The 25,727-nt window shown below is 59.1% G+C and carries 23 protein-coding genes; 10 read left to right on the forward strand and 13 right to left on the reverse strand.

The genetic code is table 11. The features are described from left to right. Positions 1-14 precede the first annotated feature (14 nt). Positions 15-839 carry a sugar phosphate isomerase/epimerase gene (locus tag FHX16_RS26480; RefSeq protein WP_183758092.1) on the forward strand — a complete coding sequence of 275 codons (825 nt, stop codon included), beginning with the start codon at positions 15-17 and terminating at the stop codon, positions 837-839. 1,885 nt (positions 840-2,724) lie between these two features. On the opposite strand, the gene FHX16_RS26485 is transcribed toward FHX16_RS26480, so the two are convergent. Further along, complete coding sequence (locus tag FHX16_RS26485; RefSeq protein WP_183758094.1) at positions 2,725-3,156, reverse strand: Lrp/AsnC family transcriptional regulator; 432 nt, start codon at positions 3,154-3,156, stop codon at positions 2,725-2,727. Positions 3,157-3,285: 129 nt separating this feature from the next. Here FHX16_RS26485 and FHX16_RS26490 point away from each other — a divergent pair, with 129 nt between their 5' ends. Then, the gene (locus FHX16_RS26490) at positions 3,286-4,389 is read left to right on the forward strand and encodes a saccharopine dehydrogenase family protein (protein WP_183758096.1); all 1,104 of its coding nucleotides are present in this window, start codon (positions 3,286-3,288) and stop codon (positions 4,387-4,389) included. Between the two features lie 144 nt (positions 4,390-4,533). On the opposite strand, the gene FHX16_RS26495 is transcribed toward FHX16_RS26490, so the two are convergent. The 3 genes from FHX16_RS26495 to FHX16_RS26505 are packed head-to-tail and all read right to left on the reverse strand — an operon-like array spanning position 4,534 to position 8,754. Continuing rightward, positions 4,534-5,763, reverse strand: coding sequence for a pyridoxal phosphate-dependent aminotransferase (locus tag FHX16_RS26495; protein WP_183758097.1), 1,230 nt, complete (start codon positions 5,761-5,763; stop codon positions 4,534-4,536). Positions 5,764-5,771: 8 nt separating this feature from the next. After that, positions 5,772-7,304: an aldehyde dehydrogenase family protein gene (locus FHX16_RS26500; RefSeq protein WP_183758099.1), complete on the reverse strand. Its 1,533-nt coding sequence runs from the start codon at positions 7,302-7,304 to the stop codon at positions 5,772-5,774. A gap of 49 nt (positions 7,305-7,353) precedes the next feature. Next, on the reverse strand, positions 7,354-8,754 hold the full coding sequence (locus FHX16_RS26505) for a VOC family protein (protein ID WP_183864767.1): 1,401 nt from the start codon (positions 8,752-8,754) through the stop codon (positions 7,354-7,356). A 106-nt stretch (positions 8,755-8,860) separates the two neighbouring features. On the opposite strand from FHX16_RS26505, the gene FHX16_RS26510 reads away from it, so the two are divergent. Beyond that, complete coding sequence (locus FHX16_RS26510) at positions 8,861-9,769, forward strand: LysR family transcriptional regulator (protein ID WP_183864766.1); 909 nt, start codon at positions 8,861-8,863, stop codon at positions 9,767-9,769. Beyond that, on the forward strand, positions 9,766-10,317 hold the full coding sequence (gene recX / locus FHX16_RS26515; protein WP_183864765.1) for a recombination regulator RecX: 552 nt from the start codon (positions 9,766-9,768) through the stop codon (positions 10,315-10,317). Before FHX16_RS26510 ends, recX begins: the two co-directional genes overlap by 4 nt. A 7-nt stretch (positions 10,318-10,324) precedes the next feature. Here recX and FHX16_RS26520 read toward each other — a convergent pair whose 3' ends face one another. Both FHX16_RS26520 and FHX16_RS26525 read right to left on the reverse strand, forming a co-directional pair. Then, positions 10,325-11,314, reverse strand: coding sequence for a LacI family DNA-binding transcriptional regulator (locus tag FHX16_RS26520; protein WP_183864764.1), 990 nt, complete (start codon positions 11,312-11,314; stop codon positions 10,325-10,327). A gap of 15 nt (positions 11,315-11,329) precedes the next feature. Continuing rightward, positions 11,330-12,337: a Gfo/Idh/MocA family protein gene (locus FHX16_RS26525; protein WP_183864763.1), complete on the reverse strand. Its 1,008-nt coding sequence runs from the start codon at positions 12,335-12,337 to the stop codon at positions 11,330-11,332. 199 nt (positions 12,338-12,536) lie between these two features. Here FHX16_RS26525 and FHX16_RS26530 point away from each other — a divergent pair, with 199 nt between their 5' ends. The 5 genes from FHX16_RS26530 to FHX16_RS26550 all read left to right on the forward strand — a co-directional run bounded on the left by FHX16_RS26530 (position 12,537) and on the right by FHX16_RS26550 (position 17,569). Next, positions 12,537-13,829 (forward strand): ABC transporter substrate-binding protein, encoded by a 1,293-nt coding sequence (locus FHX16_RS26530; RefSeq protein ID WP_183758109.1) that lies wholly within the window; start codon positions 12,537-12,539, stop codon positions 13,827-13,829. An 83-nt stretch (positions 13,830-13,912) separates the two neighbouring features. Beyond that, the gene (locus FHX16_RS26535; protein ID WP_183758111.1) at positions 13,913-14,800 is read left to right on the forward strand and encodes a carbohydrate ABC transporter permease; all 888 of its coding nucleotides are present in this window, start codon (positions 13,913-13,915) and stop codon (positions 14,798-14,800) included. Between the two features lies 1 nt (position 14,801). Beyond that, complete coding sequence (locus FHX16_RS26540) at positions 14,802-15,713, forward strand: carbohydrate ABC transporter permease (RefSeq protein WP_183758113.1); 912 nt, start codon at positions 14,802-14,804, stop codon at positions 15,711-15,713. A 19-nt stretch (positions 15,714-15,732) separates the two neighbouring features. After that, positions 15,733-16,818: an ABC transporter ATP-binding protein gene (locus FHX16_RS26545; RefSeq protein ID WP_183758115.1), complete on the forward strand. Its 1,086-nt coding sequence runs from the start codon at positions 15,733-15,735 to the stop codon at positions 16,816-16,818. 13 nt (positions 16,819-16,831) lie between these two features. Beyond that, positions 16,832-17,569 (forward strand): ThuA domain-containing protein, encoded by a 738-nt coding sequence (locus tag FHX16_RS26550; RefSeq protein WP_183758117.1) that lies wholly within the window; start codon positions 16,832-16,834, stop codon positions 17,567-17,569. 202 nt (positions 17,570-17,771) lie between these two features. On the opposite strand, the gene repC is transcribed toward FHX16_RS26550, so the two are convergent. From repC to repA, 3 genes are all read right to left on the reverse strand, one after another. Further along, entirely contained in the window at positions 17,772-19,052 is a 1,281-nt protein-coding gene (gene repC / locus FHX16_RS26555; RefSeq protein WP_259131269.1) for a plasmid replication protein RepC, read from the reverse strand. A 152-nt stretch (positions 19,053-19,204) separates the two neighbouring features. Next, positions 19,205-20,203 carry a plasmid partitioning protein RepB gene (gene repB, locus FHX16_RS26560; RefSeq protein WP_259131272.1) on the reverse strand — a complete coding sequence of 333 codons (999 nt, stop codon included), beginning with the start codon at positions 20,201-20,203 and terminating at the stop codon, positions 19,205-19,207. Next, a complete protein-coding gene (gene repA / locus FHX16_RS26565; RefSeq protein ID WP_183758123.1) occupies positions 20,200-21,378 on the reverse strand; it encodes a plasmid partitioning protein RepA in 1,179 nt (392 codons plus the stop codon). Before repA ends, repB begins: the two co-directional genes overlap by 4 nt. Positions 21,379-21,797: 419 nt before the next feature. Here repA and FHX16_RS26570 point away from each other — a divergent pair, with 419 nt between their 5' ends. Next, entirely contained in the window at positions 21,798-22,451 is a 654-nt protein-coding gene (locus tag FHX16_RS26570) for a response regulator transcription factor (protein ID WP_183758125.1), read from the forward strand. 13 nt (positions 22,452-22,464) lie between these two features. On the opposite strand, the gene FHX16_RS26575 is transcribed toward FHX16_RS26570, so the two are convergent. The 4 genes from FHX16_RS26575 to adh form a co-directional block, all read right to left on the reverse strand. After that, positions 22,465-22,932, reverse strand: coding sequence for an Lrp/AsnC family transcriptional regulator (locus FHX16_RS26575; RefSeq protein ID WP_183758127.1), 468 nt, complete (start codon positions 22,930-22,932; stop codon positions 22,465-22,467). Between the two features lie 204 nt (positions 22,933-23,136). After that, positions 23,137-23,283, reverse strand: coding sequence for a hypothetical protein (locus tag FHX16_RS26580; RefSeq protein ID WP_183758128.1), 147 nt, complete (start codon positions 23,281-23,283; stop codon positions 23,137-23,139). 497 nt (positions 23,284-23,780) lie between these two features. Then, complete coding sequence (locus tag FHX16_RS26585; RefSeq protein ID WP_405049327.1) at positions 23,781-24,125, reverse strand: DUF779 domain-containing protein; 345 nt, start codon at positions 24,123-24,125, stop codon at positions 23,781-23,783. A 75-nt stretch (positions 24,126-24,200) separates the two neighbouring features. Next, on the reverse strand, positions 24,201-25,709 hold the full coding sequence (gene adh, locus FHX16_RS26590) for an aldehyde dehydrogenase (protein ID WP_259131278.1): 1,509 nt from the start codon (positions 25,707-25,709) through the stop codon (positions 24,201-24,203). Positions 25,710-25,727: the final 18 nt, after the last annotated feature.

A 25,727-nucleotide genomic window follows, 5' to 3' on the forward strand; every position in this document is an offset into this window, starting at 1 on the left:
AGGGAGAAACGCGCATGCCAGTCGACGGCCTATCGATCAACCTCGCGACCGTCCGCGAACAGTACAACATGCGGCAGGCCGTCGATGCATGCCTCAGACAGGATATCGTCGCGATCGCTCCATGGCGCGACCAGGTTCACGCGATCGGTCTTGCGGAGGCGTCGCGCATTGTCGCCGAAAACGGATTGAAAGTGACGGGACTATGCCGCGGCGGCATGTTTCCTGCTGGCAATCCAGCGGCCCGCGCCACGGCAATCGACGACAACAGGAAGGCCATCGACGAGGCAGCGGCTCTTAACGCCGACTGCCTCGTCCTTGTTGTCGGTGGTCTGCCTGTCGGATCAAGAAACATCGCTGAGGCCCGCGAGATGGTGGCCGACGGTATCGCCCAGATCCTCCCGCACGCACGCTCCGCCGGCATACCGCTCGCCATCGAACCTCTCCATCCGATGTATGCAGCCGACCGAGCCTGTGTGAATACCCTCGAGCAGGCGCTCGACATCTGCGATCTTCTCGGTGACGGGATAGGTGTCGCAATCGACGTGTACCATGTGTGGTGGGACCCCAAACTCGAACAGCAGATCTCCCGGGCGGGAGCAGCTGGCCGGATCCTCGCCCACCACATCTGCGACTGGCTGGTGCCAACAACGGACCTTTTGCTCGATCGCGGGATGATGGGGGACGGCGTGATCGACCTTAGAGGAATCCGCCGTTCGATTGAGGCCGCCGGCTACCATGGAGCGCAGGAGGTCGAGATCTTTTCGGCCGGGAACTGGTGGAAGCAGCCTGGCGAACAGGTACTTTCGACATGTGTTGAGCGTTTCAGGAGTGTCTGCTGAGTCTGCGAGAGGCGCCGTTAAATACTTGGTTAACCATGATGTTTTTTCGTTACGGCAGCAAATACGGTCGTTACTTCCGCTATGCATGACGCAACTTTTCCCGGACTTGCGCTTTCGGGCCGTGCTTGCGGGCGACAAGCGTCGGTCAAGGGACAAAAATCGGTCTCTCAGAGTCGATTCTTTCGCTGCCGTGGTCATTCCGCTCTTTCAGAATCCCGGATTGGGGGGTGATTTGTCAACCGCAGTTACGACAAATCTTCCCCGTCCGGCGGCTTTATGAGTGCGTGGTTCTGGGCCAGGAAGACGCGTCTGCTCACCGCACGACAACCATCCTCCGATCGATATCCTGCAGTTCCCCGCGGGGAACTTTCTACTGAATAAACTGATCAATCCTTGCCGAGGACAGGAGACAGCCTTCGGTTAGTCCGCGCACCGAAGTGTCGCCAACCATCATTTCCAGAGGCACGCATGAGACCCTGAGCAGTCGAGGGCATGCGAGCCATGCCAAGGTTCCCCGCGGGGAACTCTCAAATATCGCGACGGCAAGTGCCCGATGAGCAAGTGCCCGATGAACCCTGATCGCGCTGCGGCTGCCAGCACAAACCCGACGCCTCGCCATTCCCACGGTACGCGCCCTATTGGCAGTCAGCGTTGGCCGGCCCGTGTTGTCCATCACACTCTGAAAAACGACCCCATTGCTGCATGCCAACCGGGGCCTCCACCGCAGGCTCAGAGCGACCCCGTCCTATCAGACAGGCCATTTTGGTCTGGCACCCTGACCATTAGTGTCATCACCGGATCGAAGCCAACGCGCATCCAGAACCAAACGGGAGCAGGAAGCGCTTGCTGCTGAACATTTAGCCACTTAAACCGCCCTGCAGAATTCCGACATCGGTTTCTGGCGCGCTTCGAACTCAAGCTTGGATCGTTCCCCGCGGGGAACTTTCCGACGGGTCCAGGTCGACGTGGCCGCCAAAAGGACTTCGGTTGACATACATAGGCGGCCGCCCCCGAACCTCCAGAAACGGGAGCGTGGTCTGCAATCGACGGTCCTTGGAGCCGTGCGCCAGCGGTGAGGATGTTCCAGCCTAGATCACCACCGCGCCGCTAATTGTGACAGAATGCAAAAAGCTGCGCGTTCCAGGCGCGTCCAGAAACCGACGATCTCACGCACATCGGCTCTCTCTCACAATGATCCGGCAACAGGCCTGTTGCTGCGACGGCAAAACAAATTCATGGCTCGAGAAAAGCGTTAACCTGCCGGCGCGGACGTATCACCAACGTGAGTTCATCCTCGGCAAACTTCTGATGCGACGGCCCTAATCTGCCAGATGATGATGACGTACCATCGAGCGCCGCTCGTCAAATTCATACCTCCTCTCCACCAATGCGCAGGGAAAGACGTGACCCCGGTGAAAGCCCGCCGCGAATAGTGCGGGCATCGTCTCCCGCTTGTCCACACACGCCGTCAACGCAACTGAAATGACGGCGCCTCGGCACACTGGCGTTCGAGCAGCCACATCAATTCGACGTTTCCGAGATACCATGCCAGCGGCCTGGATCCTGTGTCAGCACCCAAAACAATCCTTGGCAGCGGCGCGCATGCTACCCGCCCGGAAGCGACAATCGGCAGACAGTCGCGGGCATCGTCACACGATGAACGCACCGGAGGCAGTTACCTTAAGCGCTGCAACGGGCGACCTTAACGCTTGGACAATCCGGAGAAACAACCGAGCATCTTCCGTCACGCGTTGCAGCGCGAATACGTCGGGCCCGTCTTCGATCGACCGAAACCAATCATTGTCAGCCACCAGCGCCGATGTCAGGGGCGCAACGCCCCACCGGCCAGCCACCAAAATGGTGCGCGCAATGCGACCGGACTACTCTAACGGTTGACGCGCGTCGATAGGATAATCGACGAGAGGGTCTTTTCGACCCCCTCGATCTCGCCGATCTTGTCAATGACCGTATCGAGCTCGCTGATGGATTCCGCGGCAACGATTGCGATCATGTCGAAGCTGCCGCTAACGGAATAGACGACGCGGACGTGCGCGATCGCCTGTAGCTCAAGCGTCACGCGCCCAAGTGCCTTCGCTGCCAGCGTGATGAGCACATGCGCCTTTATCTGCCCGCTTTCGAAAGACTCCGACAGGCGCACACCGTAGCCCGCAATGACGCCGTCCCGCTCCAGCCGCTCAATCTTCGCCTGGACTGTCGTGCGTGACAGGCCAAGCTTGCGGGCCAACATGGCCGTCGGTATGCGGGCATTCTCGCTGAGGATCGACAAAAGCTGCCGATCTTTGTCGCTCATCGTCATATTGACCATCTCCGGCGGCAATCCGCCAAAATACGGCGGTCATTCTTATCAATATGGCGCTTTGAATCAACCAACCTGACGTGAATAAAAAGGCCATAAAGATTTTTGGATCCAGTTAGGGGAACACATATGAAAAACATCGTCGTCATCGGTGCCGGCAAGATCGGCTCAACGATTGCCCGCCTTCTCATCCATTCCGGCGACTATCACGTTACGCTTGCCGATCGCAGCAAGCAGCAACTGGAACACATGGAGGCGAATTCCGCCCTCAGCCTGGCGGAAATCGATATCGCTGACCATGCCGCCGTGGTCAAACTGCTCTCCGGCAAATTCGCCGTCCTGAGTGCTGCTCCGTTCCACCTGACGATCGCGATCGCCGAGGCTGCCGCCGAGGCCGGCGTGCACTACCTCGACCTAACCGAAGACGTCGAATCCACCCGCCGCGTCAAGGCGATTGCTGCGAACGCGTCCACCGCCTTCATCCCGCAATGCGGCCTCGCGCCAGGCTTCATCTCGATCGTCGCCAACGATCTTGCCAGCCGCTTCGACAAACTCGATAGCGTCCGCATGCGCGTTGGGGCTTTGCCGCAATATCCGTCGAATGCGCTCAACTACAATCTGACCTGGAGCACCGACGGCGTTATCAACGAATACATCGAGCCGTGTGAAGCGATCGTCGACGGACAATTGATCGAAGTGCCGGCGCTGGAAGAGCGCGAAGAATTCTCGCTCGACGGCGTGACCTACGAGGCCTTCAACACCTCGGGTGGACTCGGCACGCTCTGCGAGACGCTGAAGGGCAAGGTTCGCACGCTGAATTATCGCACCATCCGCTATCCCGGCCACGCCGCCATCATGAAGGCGCTGCTCAGCGATCTCGGCCTGCGCCATCGCCGCGAAGTCCTCAAGGATATCCTCGAGCACGCACTGCCGTCCACCATGCAGGACGTCGTCATCGTCTTCGTCACCGTGTCCGGTTGGAAGACCGGTCGCCTTGTACAGGAAACCTATGCCAACAAGGTCTACAGCGCCGTTGTTGCCGGCCGCATGATGAGCGCCATCCAGATCACGACCGCCTGCAGCATTTGCGCCGTTCTCGACATGTTGGCCAAGGGCGATCTGCCGGCGAAGGGCTTCATCCGCCAGGAAGATGTCGGACTTGATGCGTTCCTCGACAGCCGCTTCGGCCACTACTATGCGCAGAAGGCTTACGGCGAAAAGATTGCTGGTTGATCAGCCGGCCAAAACTTAAGCAAGAGAAAACGCCCGGAGACGATCCGGGCGTTTTTGCATTTTAACTCTGGCGAAGGCCGAACTTCCGTCAACGATAGGCAGACAGTGCGCGAAGCCGGCAAAACCCGCCTCGCACGCCGTGGCTCAACCGAGCCGTTGGCAAGCAACCGCGATACGCTCCAGCGCCTCTTTGAGATCTGCCTGCGCCGAGGCGTAGGAGATCCTGAAGAAGGGAGACAGGCCGAAGGCCGAGCCCGGCACAACGGCGACATTCGCCTCTTCGAGCAGGTAGGCGCAGAACTCGCTGTCCGTCGTGATCCTGCGGCCGCTTGCCGTTGTCAGGCCGAGAATTCCACCGCAGCCGGAAAAGGTATAAAAAGCACCTTCGGGCGTGCGGCAATCAAGACCATCGATGGCGTTGAGCCCCGAAACGACCAGATCGCGACGCCGCCTGAAGCTTTCGGTTCGCTCCGCAAGAAGATCCTGCGGTCCGCTGAGTGCCGCAACGGCCGCCGCCTGACTGATCGAGGAGGGGCAGGACGTTGCCTGGCTCTGTACGACCGCCATCGCCTTGATGAGCGCCTTCGGGCCGCCGGCATAGCCGATGCGCCAGCCCGTCATGGCATAGGCTTTGGAGACGCCGTTGATCGTAAGCGTGCGTTCACGCAGACGCGGCTCCAACTGCAACGGCGTGACGAAACGAAAATCGTCATAGACGATGTGTTCGTACATGTCGTCGACCATCAGCCAGACATGCGGATGTCTGAGGAGCACATCCAGCAACGGGCGGTAGTCAGCGGCGCTATAGGCTGCGCCGGATGGGTTGGATGGCGAGTTCAATAATAGCCAGCGTGTCCGCGGCGTGATCGCCGCCTCGAGCTTCTCGGCCGTAAGCCGAAAGCCGCTTTGCGCATCGCAGGGGACGAGAACCGGCTTTCCTTGGCAGATCTGGACAATGTCGGAATAGGACGTCCAGTAGGGCGTGGGGATGATAACCTCATCACCCGCATCAATAGTCGCCATCATCGCGTTGAAGAGGATCTGCTTTGCACCGGTGGCGACCGTTATCTCGCTCACGTCGAAAGAAACATCGTTCTCGCGCTGAAACTTGGTGCGGATCGCCTCCTTCAGCGCCGGCGTGCCGTCGAGCGCGGTGTATTTGGTGTCCCCACGCTGCATGGCGTCCCAGGCTGCCTGCTTGACATGGTCGGGCGTTTCGAAATCAGGTTCGCCGGCGCCAAGGACGATGACCGGCTTGCCTTCCCGCTTCATGGCCGCGGCGCGTGCACCGATCTGCAGGATCTCGGAGACACCGATAGAAGATATCCTCGAGGCGGGCCTAAAACCCGCCTCCATTTTCACATCGATCGTCATATCAGCTCCTATTCGATTTCGAAGGAGACGCCCTGCGCAAGTGGCAGAGCCCTGGAGTAGTTCACCGTGTTGGTAGCGCGGCGCATGTAAGCCTTCCACGCGTCGGAGCCAGACTCGCGACCGCCGCCGGTTTCCTTCTCACCACCAAACGCTCCGCCGATTTCGGCACCCGAAGTCCCGATGTTGACGTTGGCGATGCCGCAATCGGATCCGTCGGCCGAAAGGAAACGCTCGGCTTCGCGAAGGTCCAGCGTGAAGATCGAGGAGGAGAGACCAGCGCCGACAGCGTTGTGGTCTTCGATCACCTTGTCGAAGTCGTTGTATTTCATCACGTAAAGGATTGGCGCGAACGTTTCTTCCAGCACTGGGCCGACCTGCGCGGGCATTTCCACCAGCGCCGGCTTGACGTAGTAAGCTTTGTCGTGGGGCATTGCGACGCGCTCACCGCCGTTGACGGCGCCGCCATGGGCCTTCGCCTCGCCAAGCGCCTTCTGCATGCCGTCGAAGGCAAGCTTGTCGATCAGCGGACCGACAAGCGCCGTCGTTTCGAGCGGGTTGCCGACCGAGACATTGGCATAGGCTTTCTTCAGGCGCGGCACGAGCTGGTCGTAGACGCTTTCGTGCACGAAGAGACGGCGAAGCGTCGTGCAACGCTGGCCTGCCGTGCCCATGGCACCAAAGGCGATGGCGCGCAGCGCCATGTCGAGATCGGCAGACGGGCAGACGATACCCGCGTTGTTACCGCCGAGCTCGAGGATCGAACGGGCAAAACGGCGCGCCAGCCGCGGACCGACTTCCCGGCCCATGCGGGTCGAGCCCGTCGCGGATACCACCGGTACCTTCGGGTTATCGACCAGAATCTCGCCGATGGCACGATCGCCGATCAGCACTTCGCTCAGACCCTCCGGCGCGTCGCCGAAACGGGCAATGGCACGCTGCAGGATCGTCTGCGAAGCGAGCGCGGTCAGCGGCGTCTTCTCCGAAGGCTTCCAGACGACGGCATTGCCGCAAACCAACGCCAGCGCGGCGTTCCAGGCCCAGACGGCAACCGGGAAGTTGAAGGCGGAGATGACACCGACGACACCGAGCGGATGCCAGGTTTCCATCATCCGATGGCCGGGGCGTTCGGTTGCGATCGTCAGGCCGTAGAGCTGGCGGGACAGACCGACGGCAAAATCGCAGATGTCGATCATTTCCTGCACTTCACCAAGACCTTCGGACGGAATTTTGCCGGCCTCGATCGACACCAGTCGGCCAAGCTCCGTCTTCACCGCGCGCAGTTCCTCGCCGAGCAGGCGAACGAGTTCGCCGCGCTTGGGCGCGGGAACCAGGCGCCAGGCCTGAAAGGCGCGGGCGGCTTTTTCGATCTTCGCGGTCGCGGCATCACGGCTGTCCGTCTTCAGGGCAGCGAGCTGTTCACCCGTGACCGGGCTGTAAGAGGCCATGTCTCCACCGGTGTAGAGCGCCTTGTCGACGCCGATCTTGTCGAGAAGTGCGACGGTTTCCTGGGTTACATTCACTGTTCTTGCTGCGATGGTCATGTGAAAAACTCTCTGATGTTCTGGAGGATTGTCGGTTTCAGCTGTCGCTTTATTCAGCCGCTTGCGCCGCAGTCAGAAGGGCCCGGCACTCAGCCATCGATTGCGCCTCGATACCGGCGTAGTGGTCGAATTCGTTAAAAACCGAGGCACCGAGATCGCGCTCGAAGCGCTGCTGGTTGGGGTTTGCGGTAAAATCCTGCGCCGCCTCATCGCCGAGGTTGGATTGGAAGATGCCAGCCGCGCTGACGGGCAGGAAGTCCTCATAGACGATCGGGTCGAAGCAGACGAGACCATCTGCCACGAGTTGATCAATGCTCACATCAGCCGAGGCAATCGTGCTTTGGCCCTTTGGGGTGAGCGAGTAGCGGAAGTAACCAAGGCCCTGGTCGCGAATTTCGGCCCAACTGTCAGGGAAAGGCACGAACGCATCGGCGAGCGCCTTTTCATAAGCTCTCGCGTTCGAGCCATCGGCTGCCGGGCGCACCACCTTGCGCGACTCCGTCAAAAGCTTGTCGTAAAGGCCGCGGCCCTTCGGCGTCAGGGCGATACCGCGGCTTTCGATCTCGCCGAAACGAGCCGTATGTGTTCCTTGCTGCCAGGTCCCATCCGCACCCTGGAAAGAGACGGCTTCCTCGAGCGCCTTGAACGACGTCTGCCGCAACAGAATGGCACAGCGCCGGCTTGGCGGACCCTCGACAACGGCCTTTGGCGCAATGCCATATTCCGGCATCAGGCGCTGTACTTCGTCGATATCGAGCGTGCGCGGAGTCAGGTGATTGATGTGCGGGCCCTTGAAGGAGACAACATCGGCGATCAGCCGGTGCGCATCATGCAGGCGCTTGTACATGGCGAGGTCGACATCGGCCTGATTGTGCCAACGGAAAGTCTCCAGAACCTCGGCAACGAAGCGATTGGCATCGTCCGCGTCGAGACCGCCTTGCTGTTCGGCCTTTTCCGTCAGTTCGGCAGCACCGGCGGTGAAGATCTGACGCTTCTGCAGGATCGTCTCGGTTTCGGCGCGAAGTGCCTCGTCAGCAATCAGATCGAGACGCAGGAGAGAGGTGAAGACGCGGAACGGATTGCGCTTCAAGGCCGCATCGCCCACCGGCCGGAACGCGGTGGAATGGACCGGCACCCCGGCCTCGCTAAGGTCGTAGTAGCCGACCGGAAACATGCCCATAACGGCGAAGACGCGCCGCATCATCGCAAGTTCTGCAGCCGTCCCAAGACGGATCGCGCCGTGTCGCTCTTCAGATACACGCTCCAGGGAATCGGTTTCTTCAAGCCTCTGCTTAAGCGCCGGATCGGCGTTGAGCGTTGCCGTGTTTACCCTGGCCACGATATTCATCAGCGTGCCGTAGGCCGGCACCTCGGTCCGATACATGGCAGACATAGCCGCGGAAAATGCAGAGCGGATGCTGCAGGAGGAGACGAAACTTCTGGTCGACATATCTATCTCACAGTGCCTGTAGGAAGAGTTCATTCTGGATTGCGATCATATCGCGCCTGGAGTAGATGAATAACGATAAATGAAGCTAAGATGATGCGGTTTCGGAATGATCTTGCCTCGAAAGCTCATGCCTGACTTGACTACACTGCAGTCCTTCGAGTCGGCCGCCCGCCACGGCAACTTCACCAGGGCAGCCCTCGAACTGAACCTGACGCAAAGCGCCGTCAGCCGGCAAATCAAGGACCTTGAAACGCAGCTCGGTGTCCTCCTGTTCGAACGCGTGCGGCAGCGAGCGATCCTGTCGGAAGCCGGCAAGCGGCTTTTGCCGGAGGCACGACGTCTCCTGCACCAGACGGAAGAGATGATGATCCGGGCGGCTTCCGGCGCCACGGCAACCCTTTCGATCGCCACCTTGCCGACATTCGGCAGCCGCTGGCTGACGCCTCGGCTGCCAAATTTTCTGGCGATCCATCCAGGTTCCCTCGTCGACATAGCCTCTCGCTCAGAGCCGTTCGACTTTGAGGAGGAAGGCTTTGATCTTGCCATTCACTACGGCCAGCCGATTTGGGCACGCGCAACCTGCACCTTTCTCTGCGACGAAAAGATCGTTCCGGTTGCCAGCCCGAGCCTGCTGAAATCTGATCCAGTCGCGAGCGCAGCGGAACTTGTAGACAAGCCTCTCCTGCATCTGGCGACGCGCCCGAGACTTTGGCGCCAGTGGTTCGAACACTGCGACATCGACGCCGATCCGTCTTATCGAGGCAACCGGTTCGACCAGTTTTCGATGATCATCGAAGCAGCCTCAATGGCACTGGGGTTTGCGCTTCTGCCACTATATCTGATCGAACAGGAGCTGAGCTCCGGAAAACTCAAAATCGTTGTCGACCGACCGATGTCGACCGAGAACAACTACTATGTGGTGACGCCGGATGGTAAGCGAGAACATACGCTCGGCCTGGCGTTCACGGCTTGGCTCCTCTCACAGATAAGCAACAAGGACGCCATTCAATCGTGAGCAACGAGCCGACACCATCCGATATCCCGACTGCACGCATGCTGAGCTGGGCCAGAAACTCGACGATCTATCGGCTCGAGCGGCAGATGATGACGGAAAGACAACTGTTCGATGCCATCATCCGTAAGGCGAAGCAAAAATTCACAGACATCAACGAGGCGCAACTCAAGGCGATTGCGAACTTCGCCGTCGCGTTCGCCTACGAGCATGCGGGCCTGAACGATACTGCCTACGCTGAAATCAGGACGCGCTCCGGGGTTCGCAGTGGCAGATCGAAGCGACACATCGCTCAGAAACTGTCACAGAAGGGTGTCGATGGCGAGGTCATCACGGCCGCGCTCGATGAGGCAGACGACTTGCTGGCCGCCGTGGTCTTGGCGCGCAAACGCGCGTTCGGGCCATTTCGGCGAGGCGACGGCGATCGCGACCGTGTGACCAAAGAGATGGCGGCGTTCGCACGCAACGGTTTCAGCTTCGACATAGGCAGGGCTGTTCTTGGTATGAGCCGCGAAGAGGCGGAAGACGTTATGATCGCGCGATCTCGATAGCTCTTTCCTATGCAGTAGAGCCCCAGCGGGCCGTGCAGGTCAGAGTAATGCTGTGGGGGCCTTCGAGTTCGGCGTCATGGCGCTCGATGAGCTCCATAACTGCATCGATGAAGGCCACATGGTCGAGGCTCAGCGTCGTCAGGTCATTGCAATCCCAAGCCGCCATCGCGATTCCGTCCTGTCCAACGATGGCAATATCGTCGGGCGTGTTCTTCCCGAGTACGCGCCGTGCCGCATCGCGCGCACCAATTGCCATGACGTCGTTGCCGCAGATGATGGCATCCACCTTGGCGCGGTGAAGAAGCAAAACAGCTTCCTTGAAACCGGAATCGTAGCTGTAGTCGCCAAAGGCCTCGGCCTGTAGCGTCAGGCCGCGCTTGGCGAGGCCCTCGACAAACCACCTGCGCCTCAGCTTGTCGATCCAGCTTGACTTTGTTCCCGCGAGGTAGGCGAACCGCTTCTTCCCATCACCGACAATCTTGCCGATGATCTCGTCAGCGGCGGCCGATCCGTCTATCCGGACGCTTGAGACCTTCTCATTGTCGAGCGGTTCAAAGGAGACGATGATCGGCTTCGTCGTATGGAAGATGTCGATCGCGTCCTGCATCGAGACCATGTCGGAGAAGACGACGACATGATCAACCTGATAGGTCGAGGCTAAGCGCATGAGCTGCAACCGATCATCGTGGTCGGCACAACACAGAATGATAGGCAGAAGTTGCCTGGCCTGGAGGCGATGAACGAGTAGTTGCTGCTCTTCTGCTTCGCACGGATTGCCGATTGCGTTGACCACCAGCGCCACCAGCCTCGATCGCTGGTTGTTGAGTGAGCGCGCAATGGCATTCGGCTGGTATCCATACTCGCGAGCAACGGCCAGGATGCGGTCGCGCGTTGCACTTCCGATTCTGGAATCGGGCGAGAAGGCACGCGAGATCGTCGCAGACGACACCCCAGCAAGCTTTGCCAGTTCCTTCGAGGTGACCCGTCGCTTGCTCATTTCTACATTCCACGTCTATGGCGCGGAGATCCGGACGGGGAGCCCGTCTGCCGCAGCTGATTCCTTGATTGCATCCCATAGCCTAGCGAATCGCAGGCCCATTTCAACGGAGCCGGTGTTTTCCATTGTCCCTTCGCGAATGGCCAGGAAGTTTTTCATCGGATTGCCGAGAATTTCCGCCTCTTCTCGCGGCTCGGCGTTTCGCCCGAGGCTGATCTCGCGCCATCCGCCCCAGGCATCGATGCGAACGATTGCTTTCGAATAGAAGAAGGTGATGTAGGAAGCGCAGCCGGGAGGACCCTCGCCGGCAGCCGTCAGCGTCGCCAGCGCGCCGTTCTTGAGGCGGGCCGAGACCGCGGTGGCAATGTCGACCTCCTTGCCGTGATTGTTCATATAGGCCGACACGCTCTCGAAGTCCGAGTTGGCCAGCAGGCAGACAGTGTTCATCATGTGGGCGCCGGTGTCGAACATGAAACCGCCGCCTGAAATCTCCGGCTGTTGCTTCCAGTGACCGTCATAGTTGCCGGACCAGCTTTCCCAGATCATCCCCGATATTGCAATCAGGTGGCCGAACTCCCCGGCAAGCGCCCGTTTGCGCGTATCGATCACGAGGGGCGAAAGACCGCCCTGGAAAGCGGTTACGATGGTCACACCGCTCTTCTTCTGCGCCCCAATCAGCCGTTCGGCTTCCGCCACCGTCGTCACCATCGGCTTTTCAAGGAAGAGGTCGAGGCCGGCTTCCGCGACAGCCGTTGCCTGCTCACCGTGAAACGCATGCGGCGTGGAGACATAGACGACATCCAGCTCCGTTCGGCAGGAAGCCAACATCTCTCGGTAGTCGTCGAAGCTCTTCGGCGCGCCTGCTCCAGCGGCAACGCATACGTCAATCAGGCGCTTTCGGGAGGAAGGCATCGTATCGGCAAGCGCGACAAATTCGATCTCGGGCATGCGTGCCCAGCTTGCCGCATACTCGGCCGCCTTCAGGCCTGCGCCAATGACGCCAAGCCGCAATTTTTGTGACATCCAAAATCCTCCCGAATGCAGTGTGTATACGGTTACACAAATGAACGAATGAAGACAAGATTTATTAAAACTCGTCTTTTCAATGCGTTAGCGTTAGATAAAAAAACGCATCAAAATCCATCTTGCCAGTAATAAGAATGCGTGTACATTTTTGACTGTGGTGCTGGAGGGCGCCGCGAACCAAAAGGGAGGACTTCCGTTGAAGAAGACGGTCATTGGTGGCCTGTGCGCCATTCTGCTCGGCGCTGTTTCCACGCTGGCGCATGCCGAGACAATCCGAATTGCCAATCACGGTCAGGCCGGCATCGACGCCATGAAGTCGACGGTCGAGAAGATCGAAAAGAAATACGGTGTAACCGTCGAGGTCGTCGAATACCCTGCGCCTGACAAGGATTATCTGACGAAGCTGTTGACCGAGCTCGGCGCCGGCAACGCCCCGGACCTCTTTTCCATCCCGACGACGGCCGCTGTCGCTGACATGGTCGAGGCCGGTTACCTCGCGCCGGTGACCAAGGAAATCAAGGCATGGGACGGCTACGCCAATTTCTATGATGTCGCCAAGCAGCTGGCCGTCAGCCCGGATGGCGAAACCTATGTGATGCCGTTCATGCTTGGCATTCAGGAAATCTACTATCGCAAGGACGTTCTCGATAAGGCCGGCATCTCCACCGAGCAGCCGAAGACCTGGAAGGAACTGCTCGATCGCGCCGCTGAAATCAAGAAGAAGACCGGCGCATATGGTCTGCTCTTCCCGGCCGGCGTTTCCTGGGGAAGCGGCGCCTTCGACGAAGGCTTTCAGCATCTGGTCGTCGGTTCCAAGACGCCGCAGCTCGTTGATGCCAACGGTAAGCTCGATTTGAATGGTGAGGGCATCAAGGATGTCTTTGATGTCTACAAGCAGCTGATCGACAACGACCTGATGCCAACGCAGCCGTTGCTCGGACCTGAACCCTGGGTTGTGCCAAAGTATCAGATGTTCCCGGCCGGCAAACTGGCCGCAACCACTTGCGGTTCCTGGTGCTATATTTTCGACTGGGGTCGTGAAAGCAAGAACCCCATTCCTGAGGTGACCAAGGTTGTCGGCACCTGGACCGTTCCCGGCCAAACCGGCGGTCAGTATGTTCTCGCCAACCTGGCAGCCCCATGGGCCGTCAACTCCAAGTCCGCCAACGTGGAACTCGCCAAGAAGGCTCTGATGGAGATTGGTTCGGTGGAGACACAGGTTTCTTACGCGGCCCGTATCGGCAACATCCCGTCCAGCAAGGATGCGGCGAAGAACGCCGACTTCCAGAAGCTGACGGAACTCGTTCCGATCCATGCCGCGGCGGAGAACGGCACCTTCCTTAAGCAGGCTTCCGGCTTCGGCACCGTTTCCGAAGGTGTTGCCCGCGCAACGGAAGCGCTCCTGCGTAAGGAAACCGATGCTGCCGGCGCACAGAAAATCCTGGTCGACTACGTCAAGGAAACGCTCGGCGACGAGGTCATAAAGTAAGCGTCTACTTACTCATTGCGAGGGAAACGCGGGCCCGCCCGCGTTTCCAGATTTCCCTTCCGAAATGAGTTATAGAGCTTTCAATGGCCAGAAACGTCCACGAAAGGCGCGCCGAACGGCAGCTTCTTCTGATCCTGCTGCCCTCGCTTGCACTGCTTCTGGCCTTCGTGATCTATCCCGCGCTTTACTCCATCTACCTAAGCTTCACCAATGAAGCGCTGACTGGGGCTGCCGCACTGCGGCCGCGCTTCGTCGGTATTCGCAACTATGCGCGGCTTCTGAACGACGCGAAGTTCTGGAACTCCTTGCTCGTCACCTTCCTGTTCGTCGTCGGCTCCGCAGTCATCGGACAATTCGTGCTTGGCCTCGTCTCGGCGATGGCGCTGCGTCGTCGTATCCATTTCCGCCGCCTCTTCTCCTCGATCATCCTTCTTCCGAACGCAGCACCAGAGGTGGTTGCAGGCTTTATGTGGATTTCGATGCTGGCCGGAGGCGAGCAGGCAACGCTCAGCCGCATCGTCAGCTTCTTCGGCGTGACGCCGGCCGACTGGTTGCAGATCTTTCCGCTGTCGATGATCATCATCGTCAACACGTGGCGCGGCATCGCGACGGCGATGATCCTGTTGACTGCTGGTCTGAGCACCATCCCAAACGAGATATATGAGGCCGCCCGTATGGATGGCGCAACGCCTTCACAGATGTTCCGCCGCATCACCTTGCCGCTGATGATGCCGACGATCCTTCTCTATATGCTGATCTCCGCCGTCTCGACCATCGCCGTCTTCGGCCTCGTCTACGCGCTGACCCGCGGTGGCCCCGGCGGGGCGACGGAGCTGGTCAGCATCTACATTTACAATCAATCCTTCACAGCGTTCCAACTCGGTTATGGCGCAGCTGTCGCCGTCGTAGCACTACTGATCTCGCTGGTTCTCGGCGTCGGCTATGTCAGGGCCATGAAGGTGGAAGTCTAACATGGCAGTGATCTCGCCGAGCGAAAATGCCAACAAGACCCGATCGGACCTGCTTGCCTACGCAACGCTGTCTCTGATCTCGATCTTTTGCGCCGTTCCCTTCTTCTGGGTGCTTCTCGCCTCCTTCGACGGCAACGCGCAGCTGTTCCTTCGCTGGCCCGAGCAGTGGAGCTTCGCCAACTACCTCCGCGTGTTTACCAAGGAGGACGGCGCGAAGTGGCTGTTCAACTCGCTCTTCGTTGTCGGTGGAGCGACCGTGCTGGTGATGGTGTTGGCCGGCCTTGGCGGCTACGCGCTGTCGCGAACCCGAGCGTGGTGGAAGCTGCCGTTTCTCTATGCCATCCTATTGATCCGTGTCCTTCCGCCGACGGCGCTCGTTGTGCCGCTCTACAAGTTCCTTTTGACATTGAACAATGCTGAAGGTGCCATTCTGAGGCCGATCTTCGGCGAATACACTCGACCGATCATGCGCTGGACCGGTTTCATCGATGGTTATCTCGGCTTGATCCTCGTGCTTGCAACAATGCAGCTGCCATTGGCCCTTTGGATCATGAAGACGTTCTTCGACGGTCTGCCACGCGACTACGAAGAGGCGGCACTGATGGACGGCGCCACCCTGATACAGCGCATTCGCCGTGTGCTGATCCCGCTGGCGCTGCCGGGGTTGGCTGCCGCCGGACTGTTCGCCTTCATGTCTGCCTGGGGCGACTTCCTGCTTCCGCTGATTTTCCTCTCTTCGCCGGAATTGCAGACCCTGCCACTCGGCCTGTTCCGCGCATTTCTGCGCATCAACGAGATAGACTACGGGCTGCTTGCGGCACTCGCGTTTATCTACCTCCTGCCGGCAGTCGTAGCCTTCGGCTTTGCGCGTCGCTTCCTCGTGCAAACATTTGCCGGCGGCGTCAAAGGCTGACACCAGAAAGTACATTACGATGATCAATCTCAGGAACGTTCGCAAATTCTACGGCGCTTTGGAGGTCATCAAGGGCGTCGACATCACGGTGGAAGACGGCGAATTCGCGGTTTTCGTCGGCCCGTCCGGCTGCGGAAAATCGACTTTGCTGCGCATGATCGCCGGTCTTGAGGGCATTGACGACGGCGATCTCATGCTTGACGGCAAGCGGATCAACGACGTGCCGCCCGACAAGCGTGGCATCGCCATGGTCTTCCAATCCTACGCCCTTTATCCGCACATGACCGTGGCCGAGAACATCGGCTTCTCACTGAGCCTGAAGAAGGTTCCGGAGGCCGAAATCCGCCGGCAGGTCGAGGGGGTCGCCGAGATCCTGCAACTGACCGACTATCTCGATCGTCGGCCGGCCGCCCTGTCCGGCGGCCAGCGCCAGCGCGTTGCGATCGGTCGGGCCATCATCAAGAAGCCGTCACTGATCTTGTTCGATGAGCCCTTGTCCAATCTCGATTCCGCCCTGCGCGTGCAGATGCGTGCCGAATTGCAGCGCCTGCATCGCGAGCTGAAGGCAACCGTCGTTTACGTGACGCATGACCAGGTCGAGGCGATGACCATGGCCGATCGTATCGTCGTCCTCAACAAAGGTGTCGTTGCCCAGCAGGGTGCTCCAATGACGCTCTACCATCAGCCTGACAATGAATTCGTTGCGACTTTCATCGGCTCCCCGAAGATGAACACTATCCCGATCGCGATCACCAGATCGACCGCCGGTCAGGCCCATGTCCGGAGCCCGTTTGGTCTCTCGCTCGACCTGACGGACGCGAGTGGGATAGTGCCACAGGGTGAGGCTACTCTTGGCATCCGGCCTGAGCACCTGAAGATCGCAGCGGTAGGGCAGGGGGACTTTTCGGCCGAGGTCATGATCGTCGAGCGGCTGGGCGTCGAGACATACATGACTGTCGGTTCGCAGGAACAGCCGATTGTTGTCCGCTCCGAAGGTGACATCACAGTGCGACCGGGCGATCGCGTGTCCCTGGCGGTCGACACCTCCGCCTGCCACCTGTTCGATTCCGCCGGCCGCGTCATTCGCCCGGCAAAAGCTTCATAACATCGAGGATACCATGACAATCAAGGTCACCATCTGGAACGAAGGCCGCCACGAGCAACTCCACAAGGAGGTTCAGGAAATCTATCCCGACCGTATCGACGGCGCGATTGCGACCGGGATCGCCAATGCCGACTTCGAGATACGCAGGGGAACGCTCGATGACCCGCATGAGGGATTGCCGGACATTCTTCTCAACGACACCGATGTCCTTCTGTGGTGGGGGCACATGGCGCATGAAGAGGTAAGCGACGCGCTGATCGACCGGATCCAGCAACGTGTCCTCAAGGGAATGGGTCTGCTCGTTCTTCATTCCGGCCATCACTCGAAGCTGTTTCGCCGTTTGATGGGAACCAACGCAAACCTCTCCTGGCGCGAAACGCCACAAGGGGATCTCGAGCGGGTATGGGTCGTTGATCCATCCCATCCGATCGCCGAGGGGCTGCCCCCTTATTTCGAAGTCAATGCTTCCGAAATGTACGGCGAACCCTTCGACATTCCTCCACCCGACGAACTGGTTTTTATCTCGTGGTACTCTGGGGGTGAGGTGTTCCGCAGCGGATGCACATTCCGACGTGGCCGCGGTCGCATCTTCTTCTTCAGTCCTGGGCACGAGACTTATCCGATCTACCACGACAAGACCGTGCACAAGGTGATTTCGAACGGGATCCGCTGGGCGACGCAGTCCCATACCGATGGCCGGATCCTCGAGAACTGGCACAGGGCCGTACCGCTTCACAAGCGCCCAGCCTAAAAGCTCTATGCACGTTAAAGACCGGCCCTGCTTGGGTCGGTCCAAGATCCTCGGCACACGCAGGCGGCCCCATCTCCCTGGCCGCTTCGACAGCAATTCAACGTTGCGACCTATTCGCATCGTGTCCGTTCCGTTGGCGAGGCATCGATCTTCGTCCCAGCACATCCAGCTGTTCAGCCTTATTCGAGACACGAGGTCGACCTCACCCGGCCCGGCGCGATCCGGCCCCTCGTGCACGAACCAGTGCCATCAACATTGGACCGATCGAGAACTCGCCGCGCTCTGCCCTTCGCGTCAGATCACGCAGATATGCGCCAGCTGAATTGATGTGTCCGCCTCGTTCGAGAATGCACGCCATAACGGTCGCTGCGTTCTCCGGTCCCATCGTGTTGCACGCGTCCTCGTACGCTGACGCACTGACACCGAGGGTGCCCCGAACCACAACCGCTGCCGCCATCATGTCTCGCCAATTGGTAATCGAGCCCCCGGGGCCATAGCCTGCCATATCCGGGCAGGCCTGCAGAACCATTCCGAGCGGGAACGACTTTAACGAATTGTCGTTGCCGGCGCGCTCCTGCGGATTGACCCCACTGCGCCCATCTGATCTCTGTCTCGTCCTTTCAGCGGGGGGCTCAATCGGGGACGCCGGATTTGCCTCCTGCTTTCTTTCAAAAGCGGGTTCAAGATCAAAAATAGAGTCGGGGTTTGAATTCTGTATGTGCCGTTCATTTCGGGCGGGATTGCCGCTCGGTTTTTTTGCTTTCAACAATGTTTCCAGCCTGTTGGCAATATCGTCACGCAAGATCTGCATTGCCTCCAGCGCTGCGGCTATTTCATCGGCTGCCGGCGTTCTCGGCACGGCGTCGACAAGTTCACGGAAATAGGTGAAGGCCGTTTCCCAGTCGCCCGGAAGCTCCTCGTCGATCGCGGTCTCGATCAGTTTGGAAACATCCCGGCGGCAGAGGGTGAATTGTTCGCGCAGTCTTTGCAAATGCAGCCGTTCCGCCGCGACCTCAGCTGCCAGCGCCTCGATTTCCTCAGCCCGGACGATCAAGGGAGCGAGGGAGAAACCGAACGCATCTCCGACCGAGCCCTCCTTGTTTCTGCGCGCGTACCGCTTTCCATTCGGACTATCCTTGCGGATGATCAGGCCGGCCTCCACAAGCACGGCGAGATGGCGACGGATGGTCTGCTCGGCCATGCCGTGCGAACGCAGCGAAAGCTGGCTGTTTGACGGAAAGACGACAAGACCGCTTTCCTCGGAAAGGAGATTTGCCGGGTAGAAGCTGAGCAGGGCGTTGAGGACCGCCAGCGCCCGGTCGGTTACGCCGAGCAGTGGCTTTGCCTCGCAAAGCGCCCTGTAAATCTTCCATTTGTCGACCGATTGATCGGGCTTGAGCTCGCTCGCCGCCTTCTGGCTGGAGAGCATGCCAAGCGTCATCGGCCGCCGCCCGAAAGGCGTCGTCACATGTCCTGTTTCCATCACCTTCACCTTGACGAAGGCAAAAGAAATCCACTCACCAAAAAGGTGCCCATACTTGACAGGGATTCACGGAAATGCGATTCTCTAGCTGCTAACCTATGAGAAGGGCTTCCGCGACGGCAACGTTCGGGAGCTTTTTTCTTTTGCGATGATCATCCTTTGCTGTTGCGTTGTGTCGACTGAACGAACTCGCTGTGAAGCGACTCCATGCGATCGTTGAGAAAATCGATAAAACTGGGCGCAACCGCTTTGTTGAAGCTGATCTTCGACCCAGACTTGGCATGACTGACAGTCGCAATCAGAAAACCGTTTGCGCGAATTTCGGTGGCGGCTTTCAGTGAGGACGCCGGGCCAGCTTCGGACTTCAGAGCCGCGAGAGCGACGGCAAACCGATCCTTGGGGCCGCCATGTCTGTCCTGGCCGAGCGCCTGGCGGATACGGTCTGCCCCGCCCGGGCTGGCGGCGAATGCATCGGCGAAATCAATCCAGCGACGACGGCCAATCTCGGGCGAGGGACCAATTTGCACCAAAACGTCTCGCGGGATTGCCGTTGCGATCCGCAGCATCTCGGAGAGATGCGACTTTCCGGTCGCAAGTGATGCGCAGATGACATCGCGCCGGTAGCCTGCCTGCTCCTGCGAGAGCGCAAATGCACATTTCTCGATAAAGGACAGATCGTTGCGGCTGGCGTTCTCCTCGCCCTGAAAGATGATTGCTTCTTCATCGCTGAGCTCACGCACGATTGCTCGGAACTTCAACCCGAGCATTTTGACTGCGGCGAGGCGACGTCGCCCGAACACGATCTGATAGGGTGCACCATCACCCTTGAAAGGACGGATGAGACCGGGGACGATCTGACCGCGCTCCCTTATCGACGCAGCTATTTCCTCGACTGCGGCCTCGTCGTAGGCGCCATCAAAGCGGTCCGGGATGGAGGATGGCGCGACGTCAATCGGGTCGACGTCCACGACATGGTCTGCATCTTTCAGGAGCCTGTCGAGAGCCTCGCCTTTTTCCTGGATCTGCCGAACCCCCGCCGCGACCTTGAGGAGGTGCGGTGACGAGGTGGGCTTCACGCTCGGCGCGGCGCTCGGCTGCTCAAGCTGACCGAGCACGTTGGCGAACATTCCGCGGGAATCCTTGCGGCTCATTCGCGCCCCCATGCCGCCCAGAGCAGCTTCTCGATCTCGGCATTGGCAGCGTTGATGGACTCCATGGCTCGGTCATAGGTTTTGGGTGCCGAGAAACGCGAACGCTGCACCTCGTAAAGGCTTTGCTTCCAGGTCAGGGCATCGGCAACCGCGGTCGATTTGGTTACCATGTTCAACAGCAGGTCCTCACCGAAGACCTGCCGCATCAATGCGGTCATGTTGGCTTGTGGATGATCGTTGGCCTCGAACTTCGTGACGAGAAACTTTGCAAAATCCCATTGTGCAGAAGTCCCCATCTCGCTCAGGATCTGCATGTAGGACGAAGCAAGTTCCAGGAACTTTCCCGTTGAATCGACGTCCAGCATGTGCGCGGGGACCGGAATGATCACGCCGGTGGCAGCCGTCAGGGACGATAGTGTGAGGAAGTTCAGGGAAGGGGCCGAATCCATCAGGATGACGTCATAATCATCGGCAACCTGCTCAAGCGCCTGGGATACGCGCAGCAGGAAGCTGGTGCCCCCGTTCTTGCGCATCTCGAGTGCAACCGCGGTCTCGAACTCGGTCAGATCAAGACCGGCACAGATCACATCGAAGCCAGCAATATGGGTGGAGTGGATGAGGGACTTTGTCGGTTTCGGGTCCGTGAAGCGGATGGCCGCATAAAGCGTCTCATCTTCGCGCGGATCGAAATCGGGAAGCATCCCATGCAGGCTGGTCAGTGACGCCTGGGGATCGAGATCGACTGCCAAGACGCGATAGCCCTTCAGAGCGAGGTAGTGGCCAAGGTGAATTGTCGTGGACGTCTTGCTCGATCCGCCCTTGAAGTTGGTGACCGCGAGGATCTGGCACTCTTCACCGGCCACGCGTCTCGGGTTCATCCACTTTTTGCGGCCCTTTTCGGCGAGCATCAGGCGCAGTTCGAGGATTTGCTCGAGCGTGTACATGCGCCGGCCATTGGTGGTGGTCTCGGGCGCTGGCCCTTTTTCCTTGAGAACGATCTGCCTGATATAGGCTTCCGACACGTCGAGAAGCCCTGCGACCTCTGACGAAGAGAATTTTCGCATCTCGCGGCGCGCGTCAGGTGGGTACTGCGCCATCGAAAGATTTTGCAGGGCAAGCTCCAATTTGGTGGAAAAGCTCTGCATAAAGTCGAGGCTGCTCAGATGCCGATTCACGTTTCTTCCCTCAGTTCGCTTCAATGACCCAGATGCTGACATCGTTCGCGAATGATTGTTTTGCCAGTTGTTTCGCCAGATGGCGATAATTCGATAAATTTCCGTAGTTTGAGAACTAGCTCGATTCGAGAGATTCGGCAAATGCTTGGCTCCGGCCGCGTCTCTCCGGAAACGGCCAAAAAGCGCCCGCGGGATGGCACTCGGTCAGTCCAATTTGGCCGCCTTTGCAGGACCAAGGTCTGGTCTGCCATGGACCTATGGTCTGAACTGGACCGTCATACCATCGTAATGTTTGACGCGCAGGCCGATCGGAATAATGTTCACGGTCCAGACGAAACTGGACGGCCCGACGATGCGGGCCCCGGCTTCGATTACCAAAGCACGGTGCCACCTGTCACGATTGAGGAGATCGGCCAGTCATGAAAACAGCAATCCGCGTTGCAGTGGTCGATGACCATCCGCTGTTCAGGGAAGGAGTGGCGCGGAGCCTGTCAGAAATCGAGGGGTTCAAGATCGTCGCGGAAGGAAGCTCGAAGGACGATGCCATCAAAGTTGCAGAGGATCAGCAGCCCGACGTATTGCTCCTCGATATTTCGATGCCCGGTGGCGGCTTGAATGCAATCTCCGCGATTCTGGACCGTCTACCGACGCAGAAGATCGTCATGCTGACCGTGTCGGAGTCCAGTGACGACGTGACGGCAGCACTTGATCGTGGTGCGAAGGGCTATGTCCTGAAAGGCGTCGGGGCAAGAACCCTTGCAGAAATCATTCGCAATGTCGCAGATGGTGAAAGCTATGTGGCGCCGGCCCTTTCGGCACGGTTGCTGTCCAACCGTGCCGCGCCCGAACCGAGCAAGCAAAGCGCGATCTCAATGCTCACAAACCGTGAGCAGGAGGTGCTTCACCTTGTTGCGTCGGGAATGAGCAACAAACTTGTTGCACGCAAGCTCGAGTTGCATGAAAAGACAATCAAGCATCATATGACCCAGATCATGGCCAAGCTCGGCGTTGGAAATCGAACCGAGGCTGCCATGACCTTGCGCGATGTCATTGACGAGCAGAACGACCACTAGTCCATTGCACATTTCAAACCGGGACAGACGTCGAATATTTGACCCGTTTCAACGCGAAATGCGACGATGACGTTGCCACCGCATGGTGTGTCAGTATGCCTTTCATGAGCAAGCGCTCGTAGTCCTTTACGTCAGCGACAGCGACACGCAAGAGATAGTCCCAGTCTCCTGACATCGAGTAGCATTCGAGGACTTCCTGGTGACTTTCGGCAAAACGCTCGAAGTCGCTCCTCGCGGCCGGATCATGCGACTTCATGCGAACCTGGCAGAACACGGTCAGGCCGCGGCCGACCGCCTCGGGGCTGACAAGCCTGACGGTTGGTCCAAGCATTCCGGATGCCTCGAGCGCCTTGATCCGACGCCAGCAGGAGGCAGCGGAGGCACCCACGCGCTCCGCGAGCGCCGCGTGGCTGAGGGAGCCATCCACCTGCAGCAGTTGAAGGATCTTGCGGTCCACATTGTCGAGTTCAGACGATTTCATCAGCTTCTCTCGGTGTCGATGCACATTTCTGGCGCAGTGGTATTCTGGCTGAATCCCGCCGCATCCGGACATGCTCATGCACGATGCACGCAGTGAACAGCGCAATGCTGTGACGAGAAAGACACCGAGAAAAGTCCCGACGAAAAAGAACGTTCCCAAGGAACCGCGCCGAGCTGTCCCGAGCCGCGGCGCCGATGTCGTCGATCAGGTCGGCGCACCGAAAAGCGTGAAGTACCCCCAGGCGGCGACAAGCAGGGCAAGCACGCCGGCTGCTATGGCAAGCTTCCGCAAACGCGGCCTTGGTGGCCTTGGCGGCTTTGGACGTCGGAATTGGATAACATTGTCGTTCATCTGCAGGCTTCTCCGTCGAGGCCTACCTGTTTCGGGCGAACCGTGGCGGATGTCAAAAAGAAAAAGGCGCTCAACCCGGTCGGGGAGCGCCTTTTCTTTCCCGGACAGCAAACGCGACCAGCCTCTGCGGGCAGGTCTGCAGGCCGTCGATACGGGCGGTGAGCGGTAAATGGCACCCCTTCTTCGAAATATCAAGAGGCCGCGGAAAATTCAGTTTCAGTTCATATCGCGGGCCGGATTGATTATTCCGATTGTCAGACATTTTCACTATGCTTTCCCGGGCACGCGCAAGTCGACGTGCCGGGAGCGATGAGGAAGGACCAGGTGGAACAACGGGCGAGCAAATCATCAATTCAACGGGCGCGTGCGGGCTGAACAAAATGATACGGCCTGGAAAACGGCTCCACGCTTGCGCCCGGGCGCCGTTTCCGGTCGTCCGATCGACGGTTCCCGCAATCCGGTCGACCAGAGCAGCAATCTGCGATCGTGTCGTCTCGTCACGGGGTCCGCCCAAGAAGACGTGACCGGGTCAGGAACCGCCTCTCCCGTCCATTGTCGAGTGAGAACATTCCGCCACGACCGGGAACGACGTCTATGATCAGCTGCGTGTGCTTCCACGCCTCGAACTGGGTGGCGCTGATATAGACAGGGACCCCGGCAATCTCCCCCAGCTTGATGTCGTGGTCGCCGACGACGAAATCACCCGACGGGTAGCACATTGGCGACGAGCCATCGCAACAACCGCCCGACTGATGAAACAGAATATCCGGATGATCCCGCCGGATCTCCTTAATCAATGCTATCGCGTTGTCCGTCGCGATGACACGGGGCTCATCCTTCATGCTCAATTCCATCCTTCTCCTCCTTCTTCCGGCCCGCTCCTTCAGTGGAGCGGGCCATTCGCCGCAGGAGTGACCTCAAAAGAAACCGAGCGCCTTTGGGCTGTAGCTCACCAGCATGTTTTTCGTTTGCTGGTAATGATCGAGCATCATCTTGTGGGTTTCGCGACCGATGCCTGACTGCTTGTAGCCACCGAAGGCGGCGTGGGCAGGATAGGCGTGATAGCAATTCGTCCATACCCGTCCGGCCTCGATATTGCGGCCAAACCGGTAGCAACGATTGGCGTCACGGCTCCAGACGCCGGCACCGAGCCCGTAGAGTGTATCGTTGGCAATCTCCAGTGCCTCGGCCTCATCCTTGAACGTGGTAACAGCAACGACCGGCCCGAAGATTTCCTCCTGAAAGATGCGCATCTTGTTATGCCCCCTGAAGATGGTGGGCTTCACGTAGTAGCCGTTGGCGAGCTCACCGCCGAGTTCATTGCGCGATCCACCTGCGAGGACCTCGGCGCCCTCCTGCTTGCCAATATCCAGGTAGGCAAGGATTTTCTCGAGTTGCTCGTTCGAGGCTTGGGCTCCGATCATCGTCGCTTGGTCCAGGGGATTTCCCTGTCTGATGGCTTCGACGCGCCTGACGGCTTTCTCCATGAAACGGTCGTAGATCGATTCCTGAACCAGAGCGCGACTGGGGCACGTGCAGACCTCCCCCTGGTTCAGCGCGAACATAGCAAAGCCTTCGAGTGCCTTATCCAGGAAATCGTCCTCTTCACTCATCACATCGGCAAAGAAGATGTTCGGCGATTTGCCGCCAAGTTCAAGCGTCACCGGGATAAGGTTCTGGCTCGCATATTGCATGACCAGTCGGCCCGTCGTCGTTTCGCCGGTAAAGGCGATCTTTGCGATGCGAGGACTGGAGGCCAGCGGCTTTCCAGCCTCCAGGCCGAACCCGTTGACAATGTTGAGCACGCCCGGAGGCAACAGGTCACCGACGAGCTCTGCCCAGACGAGCAGGGATGCAGGCGTCTGTTCGGCTGGCTTGATGACCACGCAATTGCCGGCAGCAAGAGCGGGAGCGAGTTTCCACGCCGCCATCAGGATCGGAAAATTCCAGGGTATGATCTGGCCAACAACGCCGAGCGGCTCGTGAAAATGGTAGGCAACCGTATCGTGGTCGATCTCGCCGATAGAGCCTTCCTGCGCGCGGATGCAGGAGGCAAAGTATCTGAAGTGGTCGATAGCCAGCGGAATGTCAGCCGCCATTGTCTCGCGGATCGGTTTGCCATTGTCCCACGTCTCGGCTCGCGCCAGAAGCTCGAGTTTGTCTTCCATTCGCTGAGCGATCTTCATCAGGATATTGGATCGCTCGGTCGCCGATGTCCGTGCCCAACCCGGCCTGGCGGCATGTGCGGCGTCGAGTGCGGCATTGACGTCGAGTTCGCTCGAACGCGCCACCTCGCAAAGCTTGCCTCCGGTGACAGGGGTGATGTTGTCGAAATAGCGTCCTTCGATAGGCTCGCGCCACTCGCCCCCTATGAAGTTGCCGTAACTCGTCCTGAATGGCGACTCGACGATCTTCTGATGCAGCATGTCATCCTCCCTTCAAAG

The sequence above is a fragment of the Rhizobium sp. BK661 genome (assembly GCF_024808825.1).
Taxonomy (GTDB): Bacteria; Pseudomonadota; Alphaproteobacteria; order Rhizobiales; family Rhizobiaceae; genus Rhizobium.

Coding starts and splice junctions, on each gene's coding strand:
- FHX16_RS26525 (WP_183864763.1), bottom strand. CDS start 12,337: ATGTCACAAAAATTGCGGCTTGGCGTCATTGGCGCAGGCCTGAAGGCG.
- adh (WP_259131278.1), bottom strand. CDS start 25,709: ATGCTGCATCAGAAGATCGTCGAGTCGCCATTCAGGACGAGTTACGGC.
- FHX16_RS26575 (WP_183758127.1), bottom strand. CDS start 22,932: ATGAAATCGTCTGAACTCGACAATGTGGACCGCAAGATCCTTCAACTG.
- FHX16_RS26480 (WP_183758092.1), top strand. CDS start 15: ATGCCAGTCGACGGCCTATCGATCAACCTCGCGACCGTCCGCGAACAG.
- FHX16_RS26570 (WP_183758125.1), top strand. CDS start 21,798: ATGAAAACAGCAATCCGCGTTGCAGTGGTCGATGACCATCCGCTGTTC.
- FHX16_RS26540 (WP_183758113.1), top strand. CDS start 14,802: ATGGCAGTGATCTCGCCGAGCGAAAATGCCAACAAGACCCGATCGGAC.
- FHX16_RS26585 (WP_405049327.1), bottom strand. CDS start 24,125: ATGAAGGATGAGCCCCGTGTCATCGCGACGGACAACGCGATAGCATTG.
- FHX16_RS26485 (WP_183758094.1), bottom strand. CDS start 3,156: ATGACGATGAGCGACAAAGATCGGCAGCTTTTGTCGATCCTCAGCGAG.
- FHX16_RS26495 (WP_183758097.1), bottom strand. CDS start 5,763: ATGACGATCGATGTGAAAATGGAGGCGGGTTTTAGGCCCGCCTCGAGG.
- FHX16_RS26545 (WP_183758115.1), top strand. CDS start 15,733: ATGATCAATCTCAGGAACGTTCGCAAATTCTACGGCGCTTTGGAGGTC.
- FHX16_RS26510 (WP_183864766.1), top strand. CDS start 8,861: ATGATCTTGCCTCGAAAGCTCATGCCTGACTTGACTACACTGCAGTCC.
- repB (WP_259131272.1), bottom strand. CDS start 20,203: ATGAGCCGCAAGGATTCCCGCGGAATGTTCGCCAACGTGCTCGGTCAG.
- repC (WP_259131269.1), bottom strand. CDS start 19,052: ATGGAAACAGGACATGTGACGACGCCTTTCGGGCGGCGGCCGATGACG.
- FHX16_RS26535 (WP_183758111.1), top strand. CDS start 13,913: ATGGCCAGAAACGTCCACGAAAGGCGCGCCGAACGGCAGCTTCTTCTG.
- FHX16_RS26490 (WP_183758096.1), top strand. CDS start 3,286: ATGAAAAACATCGTCGTCATCGGTGCCGGCAAGATCGGCTCAACGATT.
- FHX16_RS26580 (WP_183758128.1), bottom strand. CDS start 23,283: ATGAACGACAATGTTATCCAATTCCGACGTCCAAAGCCGCCAAGGCCA.
- FHX16_RS26500 (WP_183758099.1), bottom strand. CDS start 7,304: ATGACCATCGCAGCAAGAACAGTGAATGTAACCCAGGAAACCGTCGCA.
- FHX16_RS26550 (WP_183758117.1), top strand. CDS start 16,832: ATGACAATCAAGGTCACCATCTGGAACGAAGGCCGCCACGAGCAACTC.
- FHX16_RS26520 (WP_183864764.1), bottom strand. CDS start 11,314: ATGAGCAAGCGACGGGTCACCTCGAAGGAACTGGCAAAGCTTGCTGGG.
- FHX16_RS26505 (WP_183864767.1), bottom strand. CDS start 8,754: ATGTCGACCAGAAGTTTCGTCTCCTCCTGCAGCATCCGCTCTGCATTT.